The 19,829-nt window shown below is 49.1% G+C and carries 16 protein-coding genes, 1 pseudogene and 2 CRISPR repeat arrays (1 of these 19 only partly in view); of the genes and pseudogenes, 3 read left to right on the top strand and 14 right to left on the bottom strand.

Annotated elements, in window-relative coordinates; all coding sequences use genetic code 11:
* Positions 1 to 987: direct repeats of the CRISPR family, unit length 37 nt; unit sequence GTTACAACGCTAAAATCCCCGCCAAGGGGACTGAAAC (it extends 2,339 nt beyond the left edge of the window).
* Between the two features lie 131 nt (positions 988 to 1,118).
* The 12 genes and pseudogenes from VB712_RS14450 to crn3 (VB712_RS14400) all read right to left on the bottom strand — a co-directional run bounded on the left by VB712_RS14450 (position 1,119) and on the right by crn3 (VB712_RS14400) (position 11,933).
* On the bottom strand, positions 1,119 to 1,424 hold the full coding sequence (locus VB712_RS14450) for a hypothetical protein (RefSeq protein ID WP_323255899.1): 306 nt from the start codon (positions 1,422 to 1,424) through the stop codon (positions 1,119 to 1,121).
* A gap of 26 nt (positions 1,425 to 1,450) precedes the next feature.
* Positions 1,451 to 2,221: a CRISPR system precrRNA processing endoribonuclease RAMP protein Cas6 gene (cas6, locus tag VB712_RS14445; protein ID WP_323255897.1), complete on the bottom strand. Its 771-nt coding sequence runs from the start codon at positions 2,219 to 2,221 to the stop codon at positions 1,451 to 1,453.
* Positions 2,222 to 2,225: 4 nt separating this feature from the next.
* Complete coding sequence (gene csm5, locus VB712_RS14440) at positions 2,226 to 3,482, bottom strand: type III-A CRISPR-associated RAMP protein Csm5 (protein WP_323255894.1); 1,257 nt, start codon at positions 3,480 to 3,482, stop codon at positions 2,226 to 2,228.
* 2 nt (positions 3,483 to 3,484) lie between these two features.
* Positions 3,485 to 4,603: a type III-A CRISPR-associated RAMP protein Csm4 gene (csm4, locus tag VB712_RS14435; RefSeq protein WP_323255892.1), complete on the bottom strand. Its 1,119-nt coding sequence runs from the start codon at positions 4,601 to 4,603 to the stop codon at positions 3,485 to 3,487.
* Positions 4,603 to 5,553: a type III-A CRISPR-associated RAMP protein Csm3 gene (csm3, locus tag VB712_RS14430; protein WP_323255890.1), complete on the bottom strand. Its 951-nt coding sequence runs from the start codon at positions 5,551 to 5,553 to the stop codon at positions 4,603 to 4,605. The genes csm4 and csm3 overlap by 1 nt, the downstream gene beginning before the upstream one ends.
* Before the next feature lie 2 nt (positions 5,554 to 5,555).
* Positions 5,556 to 5,966, bottom strand: coding sequence for a type III-A CRISPR-associated protein Csm2 (csm2, locus tag VB712_RS20545; RefSeq protein WP_416236359.1), 411 nt, complete (start codon positions 5,964 to 5,966; stop codon positions 5,556 to 5,558).
* A gap of 81 nt (positions 5,967 to 6,047) precedes the next feature.
* Positions 6,048 to 6,566: pseudogene (locus VB712_RS20540) on the bottom strand (Uma2 family endonuclease); the annotation flags it as partial.
* Between the two features lie 3 nt (positions 6,567 to 6,569).
* Positions 6,570 to 8,816, bottom strand: a complete 2,247-nt coding sequence (gene cas10, locus VB712_RS14420; protein WP_323255886.1) for a type III-A CRISPR-associated protein Cas10/Csm1 — start codon at positions 8,814 to 8,816, stop codon at positions 6,570 to 6,572.
* Positions 8,817 to 8,878: 62 nt separating this feature from the next.
* Entirely contained in the window at positions 8,879 to 9,439 is a 561-nt protein-coding gene (locus VB712_RS14415) for a Uma2 family endonuclease (protein ID WP_323255884.1), read from the bottom strand.
* Positions 9,440 to 9,635: 196 nt separating this feature from the next.
* Positions 9,636 to 10,583 carry a putative CRISPR-associated protein gene (locus tag VB712_RS14410; RefSeq protein WP_323255882.1) on the bottom strand — a complete coding sequence of 316 codons (948 nt, stop codon included), beginning with the start codon at positions 10,581 to 10,583 and terminating at the stop codon, positions 9,636 to 9,638.
* A gap of 60 nt (positions 10,584 to 10,643) precedes the next feature.
* Positions 10,644 to 11,561, bottom strand: a complete 918-nt coding sequence (gene crn3, locus VB712_RS14405) for a CRISPR-associated ring nuclease Crn3/Csx3 (protein WP_323255880.1) — start codon at positions 11,559 to 11,561, stop codon at positions 10,644 to 10,646.
* Positions 11,562 to 11,594: 33 nt separating this feature from the next.
* Entirely contained in the window at positions 11,595 to 11,933 is a 339-nt protein-coding gene (gene crn3 / locus VB712_RS14400; protein ID WP_323255878.1) for a CRISPR-associated ring nuclease Crn3/Csx3, read from the bottom strand.
* A gap of 97 nt (positions 11,934 to 12,030) precedes the next feature.
* Between crn3 (VB712_RS14400) and VB712_RS14395 the strand changes: the two genes are divergently transcribed.
* Positions 12,031 to 13,341, top strand: coding sequence for a TIGR03985 family CRISPR-associated protein (locus VB712_RS14395; RefSeq protein ID WP_323255876.1), 1,311 nt, complete (start codon positions 12,031 to 12,033; stop codon positions 13,339 to 13,341).
* Between the two features lie 164 nt (positions 13,342 to 13,505).
* Positions 13,506 to 14,519, top strand: a complete 1,014-nt coding sequence (gene cas6, locus VB712_RS14390; RefSeq protein WP_323255874.1) for a CRISPR system precrRNA processing endoribonuclease RAMP protein Cas6 — start codon at positions 13,506 to 13,508, stop codon at positions 14,517 to 14,519.
* 371 nt (positions 14,520 to 14,890) lie between these two features.
* A CRISPR array of direct repeats spans positions 14,891 to 15,884; the repeat unit is 37 nt; unit sequence CTCGCCAAATCCAAATCCCCGCTAAGGGGACTGAAAC.
* A gap of 65 nt (positions 15,885 to 15,949) precedes the next feature.
* Here the strand turns inward: cas6 (VB712_RS14390) and VB712_RS20535 are convergent.
* Entirely contained in the window at positions 15,950 to 18,163 is a 2,214-nt protein-coding gene (locus tag VB712_RS20535; protein WP_416236353.1) for an ATP-binding protein, read from the bottom strand.
* Positions 18,164 to 18,558: 395 nt separating this feature from the next.
* Here VB712_RS20535 and VB712_RS14385 point away from each other — a divergent pair, with 395 nt between their 5' ends.
* Complete coding sequence (locus tag VB712_RS14385; RefSeq protein ID WP_323255873.1) at positions 18,559 to 19,068, top strand: hypothetical protein; 510 nt, start codon at positions 18,559 to 18,561, stop codon at positions 19,066 to 19,068.
* Positions 19,069 to 19,148: 80 nt separating this feature from the next.
* Here the strand turns inward: VB712_RS14385 and VB712_RS14380 are convergent, their stop codons facing one another.
* Positions 19,149 to 19,814, bottom strand: a complete 666-nt coding sequence (locus tag VB712_RS14380; RefSeq protein WP_323255871.1) for a TVP38/TMEM64 family protein — start codon at positions 19,812 to 19,814, stop codon at positions 19,149 to 19,151.
* Positions 19,815 to 19,829 lie beyond the last annotated feature (15 nt).

Genomic DNA, 19,829 nt, shown 5'->3' with positions numbered 1-19,829 from the left:
CCTCGGAGAAGATGCTGGTCTGGTTACAACGCTAAAATCCCCGCCAAGGGGACTGAAACGTCCCCGGTTTAAATTCAACCTCGGTAAATTCCCAGTTACAACGCTAAAATCCCCGCCAAGGGGACTGAAACCCCGTGCCATCGGTGGCAAGGTAAAGGTAGGCAGTTACAACGCTAAAATCCCCGCCAAGGGGACTGAAACAGTACCGCAATGTCGTCAACAAGCCCCGCCACCAGAGTTACAACGCTAAAATCCCCGCCAAGGGGACTGAAACTCCATACTGGGGCCGCCGAAAATTCGCTGAAAAAGTTACAACGCTAAAATCCCCGCCAAGGGGACTGAAACCAGGCAGTCTCTCAGTGGGAGTGCGGAACGGAAACGTTACAACGCTAAAATCCCCGCCAAGGGGACTGAAACCATTAGACCTCCCTTGCTTGGGTATTGACGGTGCGACGTTACAACGCTAAAATCCCCGCCAAGGGGACTGAAACCGGTACTCGATAAAATCCTGTGTTTCATAGGTTTGTTACCGCTAAAATCCCCGCCAAGGGGACTGAAACGGTTCGGTTGCGCCACAAGAATCCATCAAATCCCGTTACAACGCTAAAATCCCCGCCAAGGGGACTGAAACGCCACACCCTCGGCGTAGCAGTTTTTGCACCCTGTTACAACGCTAAAATCCCCGCCAAGGGGACTGAAACGTGACAGCATTAACGGTTTCGATTGCTTCTTCAACGTCACAACGCTAAAATCCCCGCCAAGGGGACTGAAACATGTTAGAGGCCGGAACATCGGGACGATGGAGAAAGTCACAACGCTAAAATCCCCGCCAAGGGGACTGAAACGTATAGGGTTTAGGATCACCGGGACGATAAGAGGTTACAACGCTAAAATCCCCGCCAAGGGGACTGAAACCCCATCGGTGTAATCATCAGGACTGTGAATCCTGAGTCACAATTCTAAAATCCCCGCCAAGGGGACTGAAACCCGGAGGGCGCAAGCATTGCGCCCCTACAGGTTATTTTGCGATGAAGAAACCGGGTTTTTGGCATAGCCTCGACCACAAACAAACCGATCAACTCAACCCGGTTTCTATTTTCCCCCTCTGATATTGACCACTAATCATCATCAAAAACCAAAGAAACCAACACAATATTTTTCGGTAAATATTCAGACAAAAAGACCTGCGTAATTCTTGCAGCCGCCTGCGGATCTTTAACATCACTCAGATCCAAAGAGTTGAAATCCTCAACAAGCTGACCATCCCGATAATACCAAAAATCCACACCATAAATGCGATTATTCTCTTGCTGAAGCTCCTGCATTAAAGACAAAGCCACCGAAGGCTCAAGCAAAATTTCACCCGCCTTCATAATCCCCAAAGCTTGATACTTCTCAACAATTCTTTGAACAGCCGTGAACATAACCTAAAACTCCCCTTCATTATTGATCACCCATCAGCATTCAACACAACAACCTTACCCATTCCCAAACGAGTTTTCATCCCCGTTCCCGCAAACTGGCTATAGTTCACCAACAAATGCGCCACATTCGCCAACAGCGGATCAGTACGGGTAAGCACTTGAATCGTCACATCCCCCACAAACCCATTCAGATAACCCCGGTGCAGAGAATGCGTCCGCGTGCGGATCTGATGACGCTTGAGAGCGATCGCCTCCCCAAAATATTGCACCAACTCATCCCCCCCCAAAAAAACCGGCGCAAAATGATTCCACCGCTCCAGCCAACTCCGCAGCATCAACGTCGGCACAGGCAACGGCAAATGTAAACGCTGCTGCGAAAACGCCGTAGGCGTGAGAAATTGCAACGAAAACTCCCGCAACGCTTCCGGCTCTTGGGCCACCTGCTCCGTATAAAGTTGCTCATAACTCGTCACAACCTGCACCGGATCAGCAACCGCAAAAGTAGCCCCTAAAAATGCCAACTTTTCCCCCAAATCGAGATTTAAAATCCGCTGACTACTCTCCGCACACAAGCCCCCCAACATCATTTGATACCTTTCGCCAGCATCAAAGCGGACAAAATCCCCCCCATACTGTGCTTGCCCCAACAATCCCGCAAAACTTGTACTCGGAACCGCCTCATCCCCCAACCTTAACCCCATTTTTTCATGAACCATCTTCACCAACTCCAACCCATAGGCACGGGGTAAAGAAATCGGCTCAACCGGAGTCAGTTGCCAACTAGCACGAATCAGCATCATTTTAAAGCTTCTTAAGTTTCACCCAACCCAAAGGATAACGCAATTCACCCCTGGCATCCTTCACCGTTCGCCGCGACTTCGGAGCCTCAAAACCCGGTGCTGGAATTCCACAAGTATCCCGAATTTGTGAGCATAATTCTGGCTCAAATAAACTCCCGACTGTTGTCCCCATCATCCCGGTTCCCCACCCTAAACGCAGGTCATAATCACAATCAGGCTTTGAATAATACTTATCCCAAAGCAAATCAATATTCAAGTCGTTCACATTACCAATTTTTGCCCAATATTCAGCTTCCAACTCCCATTGCCGCCGAGCAAACCCTTGACAAATACTTAAAAGCTGATCCAAATTTTCAAAAGGCAGCTTCATTCCATTTTTATGCTGAAACTGTGCCAATAAATGACGATCCAATGTAATAGTTAATTCACTACGCACATTATTTAACAACTCAGCATAAATCGGAGCCTTAAACTTTGCCTTCCAATCCGGAAAACGACTCGAAATAACAACCTCACCCACCACAGCAATATTAAAAGTCTGCTTTTTACCATTTCTCGCGGTTAAAGTTTTTGAGATTAACGGTTCAGAGTCAGTAACATGAATTGCCCGCATAAAATCTGTATTCGGGCCAATTTTATCACTACCGCGATTATCCTTCAGTGTAAAATTAGTAAATAACTCATCCATAAAAGCTTTATCATCATAAAACTTTGCTTTCCGCCTTAAATCTCCCATTGAAGCTTGAAGCTGTTTTTCAATTTCACTCACCCGCTTATTGGGTGACACATGATACTGATCAGCATTTTTGAGAAGATGGTAAGCAATAGCCGTCCGAATCGCCCCCTTAATCGATGAACCGGGAATATACAACTGTCCCATCCCATTACGAATCATCGGCCGTAGATCCGTAATATTGCCCTCCACCCAATTGCGACTAGCAAGATGGGCCGGAAAAATGCGCTCACCAGTAACAGCCTTAGCCTGCGGCCAATTATCCCCAAAACTCGTTTCTAAAATATCCGTAATCGGTTCACGCCGTTCAATATTGCCAATATAGTCATTTAAACGCCCCCGCCGGAGTAACTCCCGCGCCAATAAATCACTATTGGGTAAATACACTTTTTCCGGTGTATCCACATACTCAAAGGGGCTGAGTTGAGATACCTCAGAACCAATATGTAACATCGGACTTGTGAGGCGAATTGTTGCCGTTTCGTAGTTAAAATCGGGTTTAGTGAGTGCTGGGGATGTAGCCATAGTTATTGCAGATCAATAGAGATAGGTAAACTGAGAGCGAGGCCGCTGCGATAGACCGGGTGGGCGTTAAATCTGGGCGGGGTGACATCCGCTAAACGACCTTGAGGAGGAAAGGCAAAAACCGAGCCTTCACTAAACATCCGTACTTTTTTGCGCCGCTCCTGAATGCCAGTGGGAGAACTGGAAACCCAGCCCCCCCGGTCTTGGAATTCATAACGGGCATTCTTGTCTTCCTTAATTTGGCTTAATTCATCCTTTTGATCATTCCAAAATAAACTGAGCAAACTATAGGCGTTGGGCTTGGCAAATTGGAGGAGCGATCGCCACGCTTCCGGCAACGTTTTCACCCAATCCAACGTAAACCGACCCGCCCCGCTAGAGCGTTCCCCACCAATTCCTTCATCCGCCAAAACAGACAGAACTGTTTTTAATTGATCCATCAGTTCTGGATTAGCTTGGGGGAAGTGGAGGAGAAAATAGAGACCCGCTTGTTTTTCAGGTTGACGCTTTCCAGATTGCGTTTTTTGAGATTCAGCTTCTTTGAATTCGCATTGAAACTGAACAACCTTGGTATGGTAGAAGTTGCTGGCTTGGGTGATGCGATCTAGGGAAACCTTGGGTAACTTTGCGGTGCGATGGGTTTTGCCATAGTCAAACATTCCCAATTTTTGTAGCCTATTTTCTTGGGAAGATTGAGCTTGGGCATGGGCAATGATTTCATCTCCATCCGCTTTAGTGAAGCCTTCTCCTTGATACCAAGATTGCCAAACTTCTAAGGGAAGATAGGCTAGTTTTTTATAGGCTTTGGTGAGGGTTAGGTTATCATCGGTTTGGTAATTTTTCGGGAAGCTGAGGGGTTTGGGGAGATAGTAACGATAGGTTTCTTGATTCCGAACGTAGATGAAGGTGGAACTATGGCGAAAGGGGGGTTTAGGGCCATTAATTGCATCCAGCAAGCTCCCTAGATGCTCTGGATAGATGCGGGCATAGGTGCTGATCAGCGCACTAAAAAGGCTATCGGAGGGGAGGCGATCGCTCGTCTCCTCCAAACCAATCCCCACCCGGCCAAAATGCGCCACATTTTGGCCAAAATCCAACCGGACTAAATACCAGTTATCCATCATCCCTCACCCAATAACCCAGTAATTTCACTAAACCGATCCAATAGTTGAGAAATATTTTGAATCGGTTCACCCGAAGGTTCTAATTTTTCTTGATCGGCAGCATCGACTTTCTTTTGATAAAAATCAATACTACGATATTCTGCTTTGAAGTTTTCAAACAAGATTTTGCCATAGCCCCGTGAGCCATGCCCCCCTAGCGCATCATCTTCCAGAACTGCTAAAGCAATGGCAAGATTTTTCAAATCTTCTTTTGCTTGCTCCACATCTTCAACAGTATAAACCATCTCAAACTCAAATTTTGCCCCAGCGGGAACCCGTTCAAGCTGACGAGGATTTGCGGCTGATGTGATCCGATCTATACCATTCTCGAATTTCCATTCTGTCATGTATAAACCCGTATCAATTTCTTTAAGCTGGTCAACAGACTCTTGCTTAAGATGACAATCACGCACAATTAACCGTGCAGGATGATTACGCCCTTTAGTACGAATATAAGTTTTGCCCTCAATCGTTACCTCACCCTTATTTTCTAACTCTGCTTCTCGAACGACTTCCGGCTTAAGACAACATTTTGATCCGGTTGAACCAAAAACACGACTCACAGGACAATGGCTTGCTCCTTGAAATGGCACAAACTGATCACGACCTAAATCACTATAACCATCTTCCAAATCATCACTTTCATAGCGATAGGTTTTAGATCCCCCTGGACGATTTAATTGTTTTTCGTGCAACCGTTCTAAAATTGCTCGAAGTTTACCTTTGATCGATGAACCCGGCAAATAGGGATGTTGAGTAATTGGATCACGAATAACGGGCTTATCCAAGCCACCAATATCTAAATTTTCACCGCCGCCACCAATATGAAGGCCAGTTTTAACAACTAAATCACTGGTGATCACCAATTTACCGAGTAATTGTTTTTGAGGTTTTTCAACAACAGGCATGATTAACGGCCTCCTTGGGCTTTATGGTAAGCAATGGTAGATTCAATAAATTGAACCAGACGCGCAAAATCTTCAAGATCTTGCGTTTTGTCAATGGCGATAGACATCACCTCGCTCAAAGGTTTAACTGCCAGTTGCCGAGCAGCAGCATAGGCGAGTTTGGGCTTGAGTAGAACAATTTCAGTTTCAATGGCATCAAAGGTAACTTTTTGGCCATCATCTTGAATGGTTTGAGCCTTGATCCGATTGATAGCATCGAGAAATTTACGAATCTGATTCGTCTCTAACCTTTGGTTTTTTAGATACGGCCCAAAGTCTTCAGCGTGTTTCACCAATTGCCGAATTTCATAGTCTTTCAGTGAGCCTAGATTGCCAATGTACGTCTTGATAGTTTTACTAATATCCTCAGGCATTTCAGGGGGAGGTGTGCGTCGATCTGTTGACCTTGTTTGTGGCATAGCTTTATCCTTGTAGAACTTGTTGGACAGTGATAAATGGGGGAACAGACGAGAAACGATCTGATCCGATCCGGTAAATTCGCTTAACTCATAGAAACCCTCCTCTAGAAATAAAACAGTAACCTTTGCGTCTTGGGGATCAACAATCCAATATTCCGCAATCCCTACCACACTATATTCAGAACGCTTGTAGCGATAATCGCGCACCCGTGATTCTGGGCTGACCACCTCCACCACCAACAGCGGCGCAGATTCCAACACTGCTGGCCCCAATGGATCAACCTGATCCCGCGTCACCACCATCAAATCTGGAACCCGACTGCGATTCATCGCCGTTCGTATCCCCACCATTGATAACGTTAACCAGGGCTGCATCAATCGGGCAATTTCTCCCTCAAATTGATTGATCAACAACCGGATCATTAAAGCATGGTTTAAACTGAGGGGATTCACAACAATTAACCCTCCATCTTCCCACTCATAAAGGCTATCACCTCCATCATTATAATTGAGATACTCACTAAATGTTAACACTTCAAGCTGCGTAATAGTCATCACTTAATCCTCCTTGCGAGATTGACGGTTTAAACATTCGAGCCAAGTGGCGATCGCCTTAAAATAGGGAGCATTATAAGGGTTTTTTAGCGATTGGCTTAAGCGTTCATCTAATTCATGGGGTAAACGGGAAATGGTATAGGCAATTTTAGGCAAATGCAGATAGTAACGAACATCTTCAATGCGATCATGTTGTATATTCTTGCGCTCTATATCTTGAATTTTTAAATCCTGGAGCCTTGCCGTATCCAACAGGTTACGAACAAAAGCACGGGATAATTTATTTTCTGCATTCAATTCATTTAATTTCTGCACCAAGGGTAAAATACCAAACAGGGGCGGCTTTACTCCATTAAGATATTTTTCGAGTGTTTCATTTTCACTCAGGCTTAACTTTGCAATGATTTTGGCATCTCCCAGCCATTCATCCCATTTAAAGGCTTGACCAAATAAACCAAAACTATCCCGCCCATTGCCTTTAGCTTGTTCCTCCATGTCTCCTGATTCACTGGCAGCTTGATAAAGGGGAAACTTGGCGGTGGCTAAACTGACACCGCCAGAAAGGGTAATATCAGGATTTTTGCCGGTATAGGCTCGGAAGCTCTGGTACACATCAAAACCAAAAGCTACCACTTCATCCCATGCCCCAACAATAAATAGGTCATCCCCCCCCGCATAAATAAACAAGAGATTAAGGCGTTTATCTTCCTCGGTCAATTTTTCAAAGCCTACCGTATTGGCTGCTCGGTTTTCCGCCAAACTATTCAGATACACTTTAAAAAAGTACGTCATCATCCGCGACAAACTCGCCAAACGCGGTAAATTGCAATATTCCCCTAAACCTTGGGCAAAAATTTTGCCCAAATTATCCACATCCATCCGCAAATAGCCCACGCGGGGAATGCCTTCAGCTTTTTCCGCAAATTCTTGGGCCTGCATTGTGGTTTTAGGTTTTTCCTCACTTTCTTGGCCGTATTGTCCCAAAAACAAAGATACAGGGTTTTTATACTTTTTAAATTGATACCGTTTGATATCCCAACTATTGACCAGTAAAACCGAATCGATTTCCTGTGTAATTAGTTTTTCACTTAAAGAAGGATAGTAGTAAACTGTTTGATCTTCAAACTTAAAAACTAAAGGAAAAATATTGACATCTTTTTTTTCTTGTGTTGAACGCACAATGGTTTCAACATCAAATAAGTAGTCTCCCACCTTATACATAGTGCGACAAGTTGGGCAGGCGAGGGTTTCACTATCTATGGAAAGGGGCTTTAAGTCTTGAGTATCATCGCGGTGGCATACTTGGCAAGGGGGGTTAAAGCTATCTTCGATGGCGAGTAAATTTTCTAGAGTGTCATTGAATTTCTGTTGTTTTTGAATGGCAAGTTTTTGAGGAATTTCTTTCCAGACTTTGCCGAGTTCATCGGTGGTCAAGTCTGAAACTTTAATGCCGTGATCGGCTAAAGCTAGGAAAACTTTGCCTTGAAATTCTTGAAATAGCCAATTGTTGAATTTTTGTTGAACCTGTTCAATGGTTTTGGTTAATTGCGGTTGATCGGGGGCCAGTAGATATAGGTTGCCGCCACCGGCGTAGATGATGCTGGTACGGGGGAGGTCGAGGGCGGTGAGCAGTTGTTGAACCACTTCTTCGGTGACAAGTTCGAGGTAGAAGCTCCGGGCGCGGAGGGATTTTAAGGCTCCGTCGGAGGAAATGGTGTAGATGAATTTTTGGATGCCGGAAAGATCGCCACCAATGAGCGTAACGTTTTCGTTTTGGGGATTGTCAGCAAGGGCAGCGGCGAGGGCGGCGGTGGAGCGGGCAAGGTCGGTGAAGGCGGTATCGTTATCGGTGATGCTAATGAAGGAGCCGTATTTTTCCACAATTAAGGTGAGCAGGGGTAGGTTGTCCCAGTCTTCGGGGTTGAGGGTGATTTCTTGGCGAATATCTTTGAGCCAGGTTTCAAGGTTGTCGGGTTTTTGGCCTACGGGGTAGGGAATGGGGGGGCAATGGTTTGCGGTGGTTTCAAGGGTTTGAATGGGCCAGTAATGGTTACGGCCATTATTTTTGCCAAGATCAATGCGATCAAAGATGAGTTTGAGGGGTTGAAAGTGGGGAGATTTTGGCCAGGAAAGATGGTTTTGTGCTGCTTTGACGGCGGGATCAGTAGCGTCATGGGTTTGACCGAGCAAGCAATGGACGGCGGCTTGTATGGCGGCGAGGGCGGCGGTATGGGCTAGGGATTTGTTCATAATCAATGATGGTAACTGACTGTAATTATGGGTGGGAAAAAATGGGAATTCTTAAATAAGATTTAAAGATTGAGGTAATCAAAGATTGTTGTCGGGGAAAAGTGAAGTTGTGGAAGGTTTGCTAAGGTGGGAAGGATTCGATCGCCTTGATAAATTTCAGGTTGTTTGCCGGGTTGAAAGGTAGCTACGGCTTGCTCTTGGGGATCAATGAGCCACCCCAGTTCACTGCCATGATCTAAACAAAACAGGATGTTATTCATAACGCGGATCGGGGGCTGTTCTGGTGAAAGAATTTCAATTGTCCAGGTGGGGGGGAGTAGGAAAAGGTCGGCGATTTGCCCGTTGGGGTTGAGGGGGATATTTGGCCAGTTGAAGACGCTAATATCGGGAATGAGCGATCGCCCCCCAAAGGTACACCGCAGTTCAGTAAAGGCCATGGCGATTTTTTCGGGTTCACTTTCGGCATTAATGGCGGTAGTGAGCCGGGTTTGAATGCGGCTATGTTGTCCTTTGGGCATGGGTTTTGGGTAGATTTGACCTTCGATATATTCTTGGGGGGGTTTGGTTTCAGGTTGTTGTAGGAAGGCTTCTAAACTGAGGGCAGGTGTTTGTGTTAAAACCATTGTTTCGCTCCTTTAAATCAGGATGATCACCGTTCTTTTGGCAGATCTGCCGCTGGTGTGGATGGAGGCAGAAGCCCTCCGGGAATGCGTTACTTGGCAGAAGGGGGATTGAGGGGGATCTTTGTACCGCATGGCTCTAGAAATTGCTATAGTTTAGGCGAATGAAGGGCAAATAACGGGGGCGATCTCGCTTGCCTTAGAAAATACGACCTAGACGTTCCCGTAATTCAGTCGCTGCCGCTTTCAAATGTTCTGGGGTGTGACCCGTTGTTTCAATAGAAACAGCGATATGAGATTGATCACTTTCATGTAAATGTAGCCAAAGCACTTTACGCCCATCATCCAGATCCCGTGGTGAACCTTTAACCCCATTTTTAGGAGCAGAAAAGGCTTGAGGGTCAAAACGAACTAAATCAACCCAAGGTAAATCTTGCAGAATTTTCTCAACTTTTTTCCAACTTTTAGGGCGATGATGGCCTTGTTTTTCCCCTTGCAATTGAATCACTTGATTACGAGGTCGTCCAGAGTCTGTTAAATTGCCCCCATAGTTACGCTGAACCCGTTGTTCCGGTTGTCCACTGGTGTTAATATAGGGCAAATAAACCAATGCCTTATAAGCTTCGTGAATATAGCAAACAGGCACACCCAAAGCATTTCCCACCAATCCTATCACCATTGTTTGTGCTTTAAATCCTCCCGTTGCGGCCAAGGTGACATTTCCATCCCCTTGTTGAATACGTTCCCGCAGAAGACTCGCCATTTGTTCTAACGCTGAACCTGACTCATCCAGTTCATAGTTAATATCAGGAATAGGTTCAATATCAACATAATTCTGTCCGAGGCAGGTTTTAAAGTAATTTTGTAGCACTTCTGCACATTCTTGACCGGAGGGAGTAGCAGAGTGGAGGAGGAGAATGCGATCATTTTTATCTGGATCAAGTCGCCACAGGGTATTAGTTTCTGCGCTAATCAGTTCAAACTCCGCCGTTTTCATCCAAGTTAAAGGTTCATCAATGCTGCTAAAAATACGCTGATCTTTACGTTTATCTTTGTTCCCTACCCAAGGGCGTTTTTGTTCATTGGGTAAATCGAGGTCAGGGTTAGTGCGTAGGGATGTGCCTACAGTCATAATGATAGTTTGCATGGTTTTTCTCCTGGTTTTACTGTTTAAACTAAGGTTTGTAGAAGATCCCCCCTGCCCCCCTTAAAAAGGGGGGTTTTTAGCAGATTGGGGCAAGATGGAGAGGACACGATCGCACAATTCATCGGGAATTGCACACCCTCGCACCCAGGGGCCAGCGATTAACTCTAGATAGGGTTCCTCCTGAAGCACTTCCAAACAATCCTGCTGGACACTGTGGATCACCGCTAAGGGTTGTAAACCTTGGCATAAATCATGCCAAGCCCCCACCGCTGCCGGATCACGACTGATCACAATCGAATGGGTGCATTGCGCCACCACCGGCCCCTTCGTCGGCTCCGGCCAGCCCCCCACATCCACCAACACTAAATCTCGCCAGCGGCGGATATTGGCGATCGCCTCCCCCTGATAAGCAAAATATTGCGCCACCAAACGCTCCCCCTCCCCCTGAAGATGAATTTTATACTTACTCAAATTCGCCAACTGCTTTGCCAACAGGGGATCAGGATTCTCATAGGTATGGCTCCCCTCCCCATCCCAGTTGGCCCGGTGCAGATATAACCGCAACTCCGGCCGCATCGTCATCAACCGTTGCCGTAACCCATGGGCTAACGTACTCTTGCCACTATTGGGCGGCCCCCCAATTAAAATCGCCCCACAGGGAGCCGTATTAAATGCGATCGGAATCACCTGCCCCACTGGCCAAGCCGCCACCCGACTGCTCACCACCACCGCCCCGCTTAACTTCGGGTCAAAACAAGCCACCCAAGGCCAAGCCCCCAACTGCCCCACCCAATAGCTATAGAGCCAGACCGGTGCTTTCCCTGAAATAATCACCCCCCGCTGGCGATCGAGGCGCGGCAACAAATAGGCGGGCAAAGCCTCCGGCTCAAAATGCCCTTCTGGGCCAAGACTCAGCGTTTGATAACTGCCCTCAATACCGAGGGACTCATGAACCACAAAACTGGGAAGAGGAACCATGGCAGGAGAAAGGAGAAAAAATGAGCGCCAAGCTTAGGCTAAAATTCCAGCCGGTAACTCTAACTTAAACACTTCGCCAACATTGAGGTTGGGGGTATGGGTAGAAATGACGATCGCCCCCAAACGCGGGTCATAGCAGCCCACCCAGGCCGCCGGATGGCATTCATGGACGAGATAACCGTAGAGCCAGATTGGCCCCTTCCCCTCCAAAACAATGCCCTGGCTATAGTCCAGGCCAGGGGGAAGCTTGAGATCTGCCAAATCCGTCGGAGTCATGATGCCGTTGGGCGTGGTGATCCGGAAATGGAGGTGTTGATAGGCTAAACCGCTGTGGGTATGGTGGGGGATACATTGAAGAGCGACGGCGGCCATAGGGAAGAGAGAAAAGGGCTATTAAGACTTTAACAGGGGACTGGAAGCCGGGACTTCCAATTTTGGTATTCTAAGGGACGCTCCGCCCTGCGCTCCCATGGAACCCTTCAATTGTCCGCCCACCGCCGATTTTCTGCAAACCTTAGCCCGTGTTCCCCTGGCCCAAAACCTCACCAAAGCGATCCGCCTCTGGGCTTGGTTGCAGATCCTCTACGGAGAAAATGCCCTGAATTTGCCCCGGGCCTTTACCCTAGCCCAATGGCGCGATCGCTTTTTCGCCCCCAGCCATCCCCATTCCGATGCCTTACCGGGGGAGCATGACCCCGCTTGTCCCTGTCAGCGGACGGTGGGCCAATGGTTAGCGGGGGAACTGGGGATCGAAGGGGCGGATTGGGTGGAGGAAGTGAGTGAGGCGGTCAGGTTGGAGCGGGAGCGGGTGGCGGCGGTGCTAGGGGTGAAATTATTTGCAGTGACGCGGCGTTCTTTGGCGGCGGATCTGAAGGATTTGGTGGCCTTGGGAGGATTGCAACAGGGGGCAGGGGATTATCAGCGGGTGGAGCGGTTGCCCTGGGGTGAGGGGGAGGGGGTGAGTTTGCCGTTGGTGAATGAAGATTTAAAGGCGATTGTGGATAATTTGTGGGAGCCGCTCAAGGGGCAGCGGCGTTTTTTTGTGGAGGTGGATTATATTGTGCCTCCTCAGGCGTTGGATCAGGTGGAGGATTGGCAGGCGGCGTTAAAGGCGATGTGGTTAGAAACCCCCATTCCTCCCCTGCGGCTGACCTATCGCAGTGCGCGATTACGGCGGGTAATACGGCGGGTGGTGTATCCGATTTGCATCTATTATGTGCGGCGTTCGGTGTATCTCTGCACCTATGGGGAATCAACGGAACCGGGGGGGCAATGGTGCAACTATCGCCTCGATCGCCTCGCAGCCATGGAGCGACTCCGTTGGGAGGATGGGGCGATTCCGGCGTTTTTGCGGACGGCCTATGAGCAGGGGGCTTTGCCCTCACCTGAGGCGATCGCCATTGCTCAGGATCAGGCCTGGGGTTTTGATTTTTATCAACCGGCGGCCCTGATGATTTTGCGGTTTGAACGCCAGTTTGCCGAAGGGTATATCCACCATAGCGATCGCCACGCAACGTTTAAACCCATTGGCTATGGGCAAATTGTCCGGCTGTTGACGCAGCGGGGGGAGCCAGCGGCGGCGGTGGCGAGGGTGGGGGCATTATTGGCGCGGCGATCGCCCCAAGATGCCTATTATCAGGCGATGTATCGGATGGGGGATGTGAATGTGTTGCAGCGGTTAAGGGCATGGCGGCCCCATGGGGAGGTGTTGTATCCCCCGGCATTGCGGCAACAAATGGGGCAGGAAGTGGCGGAGGAATACGGTTTTTATCAAGATTGAGGGTTTGGAAGGGGGGGCTTCCAGGGATCGGTATGCTAGAGAAGCGGTGCGGCTGTCTCATTCCCAGGGAGGTGCAGTGTTCCCTCTGGTGGCACCGTTCCCTGTCGGGGATGAAGCGATTGAGGTTTTTGTCGATCCCCGCAGGAGATCGCCCCTTTTTTCCCATGCTCTACGGTTTAAGCTTAACCCTCACCCCAGCCCCGGCGGCGGAACCCGCGATTCCTTTGGCGGATTGGTTGCCGATGCCCTTTGGTTTGATTCCTTGGGGGGAGGGGGTGTTTTTGGCGTTGCGGCAACCGGAGGATTATGGGGCGGCGGCGGGGGCGATCGCGGCCCAAATCCTGGCGGGGGGAACGGTGGCTTGGGGGGAGGGGGTTTATCGGGTGCGGGGGTTGGAGCGGGAGGCGAAGCCGTTACAGATGATCAGGGTTGAGTTACAGGGGGAGAGGCCTTTCCCGAAGGAGATCGGGCGGGCTTGTCAGGCGTTGGTGTTGGATTGGTTTAAGCGGGCGGATCCGGCCTTAGCCCAGCGGCTCCATGATCAATCGCCTTGTCCCTGGCGACTGTATCCCCGGCTGGAGGGCGATCGGCGGTTGTATTTGGAAATTGGCTTATTACAGGGGGAGTTATTGGCTCCGTTGTTGTGGGGGTTGGGGCAGCAGTGGGGGGAACGGTTGATGCTGACGAAGGTGGCTTGTCAGGTGGTGGGGGTGGAGCGGTTGCGGCGGTGTAGTTGGGAGGAGTTGATGGATTTAGCAGGGGGGGAATCGTTGGGTTTACGGTTCATTTCCCCGACGAGTTTTAAGCAGGAGGGGGGGATTCAGCCGTTTCCGTTGCCGGAGTTGGTGTTTGGGGGGTTGTTGCGGCGGTGGAATCATTGGTCGCCGTTGGAGTGGCATTTACCCCCGGTGGTTTGGGGGGGACGGGTGGCGGCCTATGAGTTAAAAACAGTGCCGTTGTTTTTGCATGGGTTGACGGAGATTGGTGCGGTGGGTTGGGTGCGCTATGAGTTCCCGGCGGGGGAGATGGGAGCGATCGCGCTGCGGTTGGCTCGGTTTGGGGAGTTTGCGGGGGTGGGACGCAAAACGGGTTGGGGGATGGGTCATGTTTGTGTTGATGTGTCTGGGGGGAAGGGGGGCGATCGTTCTCGGCCGAAGGTGTTGCGGTTGTATGGTTAGGGGGTTGAAGGATGGGGGGTGTGGTGTTAGGATGGGTGAAAGAATTTTTTCAGAACCTTGAAAATTAAATAGTTAGTTCTTTAAACCTAAATCCCCGCTAAGGGGACTGAAAGTTTGCTGCTGCCGTGATACCCATCGGCGTAATCATTACCTCGCCAAATCCAAATCCCCGCTAAGGGGACTGAAACCCTACAGTGTTAACGGTGCAATAACGCCAAGGCGCACTATACCTCGCCAAATCCAAATCCCCGCTAAGGGGACTGAAACATACCCGTTGTAACGTCAGCCAGAGTTAGAGCTGGTCCGCAATCATCCATCCCCGCTAAGGGGACTGAAACTTTAAGGGACGCTGGCAATGCTTATCAATCAATGCTCGCCAAATCCAAATCCCCGCTAAGGGGACTGAAACAGACCAAAGTAAGTAGTCATTTTCCTCTTGAGTTTTCTCGCCAAATCCAAATCCCCGCTAAGGGGACTGAAACGGGATCGCGAACCCCATTTCGATAGTGTCGGGTAACTCGCCAAATCCAAATCCCCGCTAAGGGGACTGAAACTTATTCCGTTTAAATTTATTCAAATTCCCTGCACTTGGTAACTCGCCAAATCCAAATCCCCGCTAAGGGGACTGAAACATACCTGCTAAGGCATTATTTTCTTCTAATGTAACCTCGCCAAATCCAAATTCCCGCTAAGGGGACTGAAACACTGCATCTTTTTCAAAAAGGCAGTTGATCTCGTAACTCGCCAAATCCAAATCCCCGCTAAGGGGACTGAAACATACCTTTCCCAAAGTCTACAACTTCACATACATTTTCCTCGCCAAATCCAAATCCCCGCTAAGGGGACTGAAACTGAGCGGTCATGGTGTTTACCTCTTGAGTGAATACTCGCCAAATCCAAATCCCCGCTAAGGGGACTGAAACTTGAGCCATCTGAAGCATTGAATTAGCTTCGATTTATTCTCGCCAAATCCAAATCCCCGCTAAGGGGACTGAAACTTGATGGGGGTTTTGTAGACCTTGATTTTGTCGTCTCGCCAAATCCAAATCCCCGCTAAGGGGACTGAAACCAAGCTTGCATCCGCTTGCGAATCCTGACAAGCGGATCACCTCGCCAAATCCAAATCCCCGCTAAGGGGACTGAAACGTATCGTCATCGGAGAATTGTAATTGATCACTAACTCGCCAAATCCAAATCCCCGCTAAGGGGACTGAAACTTTTTAAGTTCATTGGCAATAGGAGCGGTCGCATCTACCTCGCCAAATCCAAATCCCCGCTAAGGGGACTGAAACTCTACCCCTTCAATGTCGAAGTATAAATTTGGGAAGCTCGCCAAATCCAAATCCCCGCTAAGGGGACTGAAACTCGACGGGGTACTTGAGATGAACTCAGCAAGGACTGCTCGCCAAATCCAAATCCCCGCTATCCAATCAAGTATGCGCTTGGGGCTGACGGATCGGGATGTGGATCAGAAACCGGCTACCATTCCCCAACACCGAATCCACCAACAACTTGCCCCCGTGCTTCTCCGTCACAATTTGATAACTAATCGATAACCCCAAACCCGTCCCCTTGCCAATGGGCTTCGTCGTGAAAAACGGATCAAATAAACGCGATTGGGCCACCGCATTCATCCCCCGGCCATTATCAGAAATTGCCACCTCCACCCAATCCCCATCCAAAACCGCCGTGCGAATGGTAATCCGATTCGGGTTCTCCTGAATTTCCGCAAAGGAACGCCCCTCATTCACCTCATCAAAAGCATCAATGGCATTGGCCACAATATTCATAAACACCTGATTCAATTGCCCTGAATAACATTCCACCAACGGCAAATTCCCATAATCCTTCACCACCTCAATCTCTGGTCGCTCCGTTTTCCCCTTCAGCCGATGCTGAAGAATCATTAATGTACTATCAATCCCCGCATGGAGATCCACCTCCTTCACCTCCGCCTCATCCAAACGGGAAAACGTCCGCAAAGACTTGATAATCTCCCGAATCCGCTCACTCCCCACCTTCATCGACGCAAGCAACTTGACAAAATCCTCAAGAATATAATCCAAATCCAAATCCTCCAATTGCTCCTGAAGCGCCGGAGAGGGTTCGGGATATTCGCGCTGATAGGCTTGAAAGATCTCAATGAATGCCGATATGTATTGATCGGCATGGGTTAAATTGCCATGGATAAAATTAATCGGATTATTAATTTCATGGGCCACCCCCGCCACCAACTGCCCCAAACTTGACATCTTCTCCGCCTGAATCATTTGGGTTTGAGTGGCTTGGAGATCCGCTAAAGCGGTTTTTAAAGCCGCAGTGCGCTCATCTACTCGCTGCTCCAATTGCTCATTGGTTGCGGCTAAATTTTCAAAGGATTGACGCAATTGCGCCGCCATTTGATTAAAAGATTCCGAGAGATCCCGGAGTTCCTTAATTTTAGGAGAGGGAACTTGTTGCGCTAAATCCCCAGTGGCGATCGCCCGTGAAGCTTTCCCCAACGCTAAAACCGGCTCACTCATCCAACGGGAAGTATAGATGCCCAACAACGTCGAAACCAAAAGAGCAACAATACAGAGCAACACCGTATTGCGGGTATTGACATGAATTTGCGCCATAAAATCCGACTCTGGCATTGTCACGACCACAAGCCAATCTAAACCATACTGATCCCGCCAAGGGCTAATGCGGACAAACTGCCGATTTTGACCCTCCCCAAACGTTAGTCTTTGGGGCTGATCAACCCGGCTGAAATCTTCAAAATGTGCCAATAGATAGGTAGCCGTGGATTGAATCATGGGGTCGGCACTGTCAACAGCGGCGAGGCGTTGGGCTTTGCCCTCCTCAATGGCATAGGCGGGAGCCTCCGCAGAACTAGCCACCAATAACCCATTGCGCTCTATGATAAAAGCCTCCCCCGATTCACTGACATTCACCCCCTGCAAAAACTCACCAATTTGTGAAAGCCGTAAATTTGTCACTAATACACCGATGAGATCATTGGTTGCGGTGTAGAGGGGATAACTGGCGGAAATGGAAATCACATCGGGGAAATTATCCCATTGATAAATAGCGCTCCAGGTGGGTTTTTTCGCGGCGATCGCATCCAGATAGGCCGCTTCCTCCTGGGGTCGATAGTTATCATAGGAAGAAATCTGTTTCGTGCGATTCCCCTTGTCATCCGTAGCATAGGCATTGGAAAGCCAACCCGTGTTAGCGGAGAGTTCATCAATGGTGACATTGTTCGGGTCTTGGAAAATACCCGCCCCGGCGTATTCCCCAGTGGCCAACACATAGTAAATATAGCCCACATCAAACACCTGCATCTGCCGCCAAGTATATTGGCCTGCCCCCACAAAATCCCGCAAATCTAGTAATCCTAAATCCACCGCATCGGCGTTAACTTGGTTCACCGCATGGGGAGTTTCTAAGTATTGATCAAGATGTAGATTGATGCGATCGCTCACCTCCTCTTCCAACTGAAATGCCAGATCATTAATCGCCCTTTGGCCATTGCGCAGAGCCAGCCAGCCCGTGAGCGCAACCGCAATGGTGATCTGTACGAGAAACGGAATCAGTAAAACTGAGCGCAGGGGTAGAGAAAATCGACTGTTGTTGGAAAAATAATCACTGAGCTTGGACATAGCTGGTTAACACAACAAAGGTTAATTGATACCTCCAAAAGTTTAGCAGTTTTTAATCGGGTACATCCCAGGGAGGAGATCAGCCTTTCATCCGCAATCCGGTTGTAGCGTTGATCTGCCGTAGGGGCGTTGGCGTAAGCCTGCCGGAGGCACAAAAATTTTTCAACCCTACTCAGCAGCGAGGGACAGCCCCAGGCACGTCCCAGTTTCTCCCTTGGGGGGGACTGAATCTAAATCCCATAACGGTAATTACCGGAACTTTCACTGCTCACTCAGTTAATTTGTTCTGATTACTTACAGAGTTTTTGCCCCCCGCCCCCTGCTTAATGATTATTGACACAGAAACCCGACAAAATTGGCTAGGCTAAAACTATAGATGCAATCAAGGTTCCATCATGCGTTCCGGTATTATCCCCTCCATTTCTCGCTTGAATTGGCCCGCGCTAATTCTCTTCACCCTCGGTTTTTGGCTCAGTGGCAGCCTCCTCCTCGATGGTGTGATTATTCCCAGCTTGTATGTTTCCGGCATGATGATGCAAAGTGATTTTGCCAGTGCTGGTTATGTTCTGTTTGAAGCCTTTAACCATTTAGAACTGATCTGTGGGGCCTGCGTCCTCACCGCTTGCCTTGCCCTCTGGTCGAGCCATCGCCTCAACCGTCAACAGGAATGGTTATTTTTAGGCGCGGGTACGGTGTTGCTGGCGATCGCCCTCATCTACACCTATGCTTTAACTCCCCTGATGAGCGGTGTGGGCCTCAATTTAAATTGGCTTGCCCCCTGCGCCGGTTTCCCCTCGTCCATGATGGCGATGCAAGTCAGCTATTGGGGCCTGGAACTGGTGAAACTGATCGTCGGTTTTAGCCTCGTGCGTTGGTGCTATCGCGAAATGATGCAGCATTCTTAACCTGTCCCTTTCCATCCCATCGGCCTAGCCTCCAGAGGCTAGGCTTTTGCATTTGATGATGACCCAACGGCACAGCCCGATCAATCTTGGGGTGGCTTACAGACTTTAGGCGGCTGACGGCGGCGGCGATACCAGGTTGCACCCCCGACTAATAACCCCGTTAAACTGAGGGCGAATAAAATCGGCAAAATTTCCCCCTGACGCAAGGCCTGTAACCCTGACCCCATCATCACAAAGGGGAGGATGCCGGGAACCGTACCGAGGAGCGTGGCGATCGCATAATCTCTGGTGCGAATCGCCGTCAAACCCGCCGCAAAATTGACAACCCCGTAGGGAATCAAAGGCAACAGCCGGATCGCAAATAGATAAAATAGCCCGCCGTGGTGAATTTCGGCATCCATGGCCTCCCATTGCCCCCGCAACCGTGCCGCCATCCAATCCCGTCCCCAAGTGCGCGTAAACCCAAACCCCACCCCCGCCGCAATCACCGCCGCCAAACTCGTCCACAGCGTCCCCCACCACAGCCCAAAAATTGCCCCCCCTGCCAAGTTCAAAGGGGTGGAAGGGAGGATCAATAATGTGCCAAGGGTATAGAGAAGGATATAGATCAAGGGGGCCAAAAACCCGGCTTCAGTGAGCCAAATTTCCACCCTTTCCTGATCTAAACCTCCTAAAAGATAGACCCCGCCCGCAGTGACGACGAGGCAAAAAATCAACAGTCCGATCAGGCTTTGTTTAGTCCGCATAAATTTATTTTAAAG

Source organism: Spirulina sp. CCNP1310 (assembly GCF_034932185.1).
Taxonomy (GTDB): Bacteria; Cyanobacteriota; Cyanobacteriia; order Cyanobacteriales; family Spirulinaceae; genus Spirulina.
The sequence above is the reverse complement of the archived record's forward strand: the minus strand, read 5'-3'. Positions and strand labels throughout refer to the sequence as shown.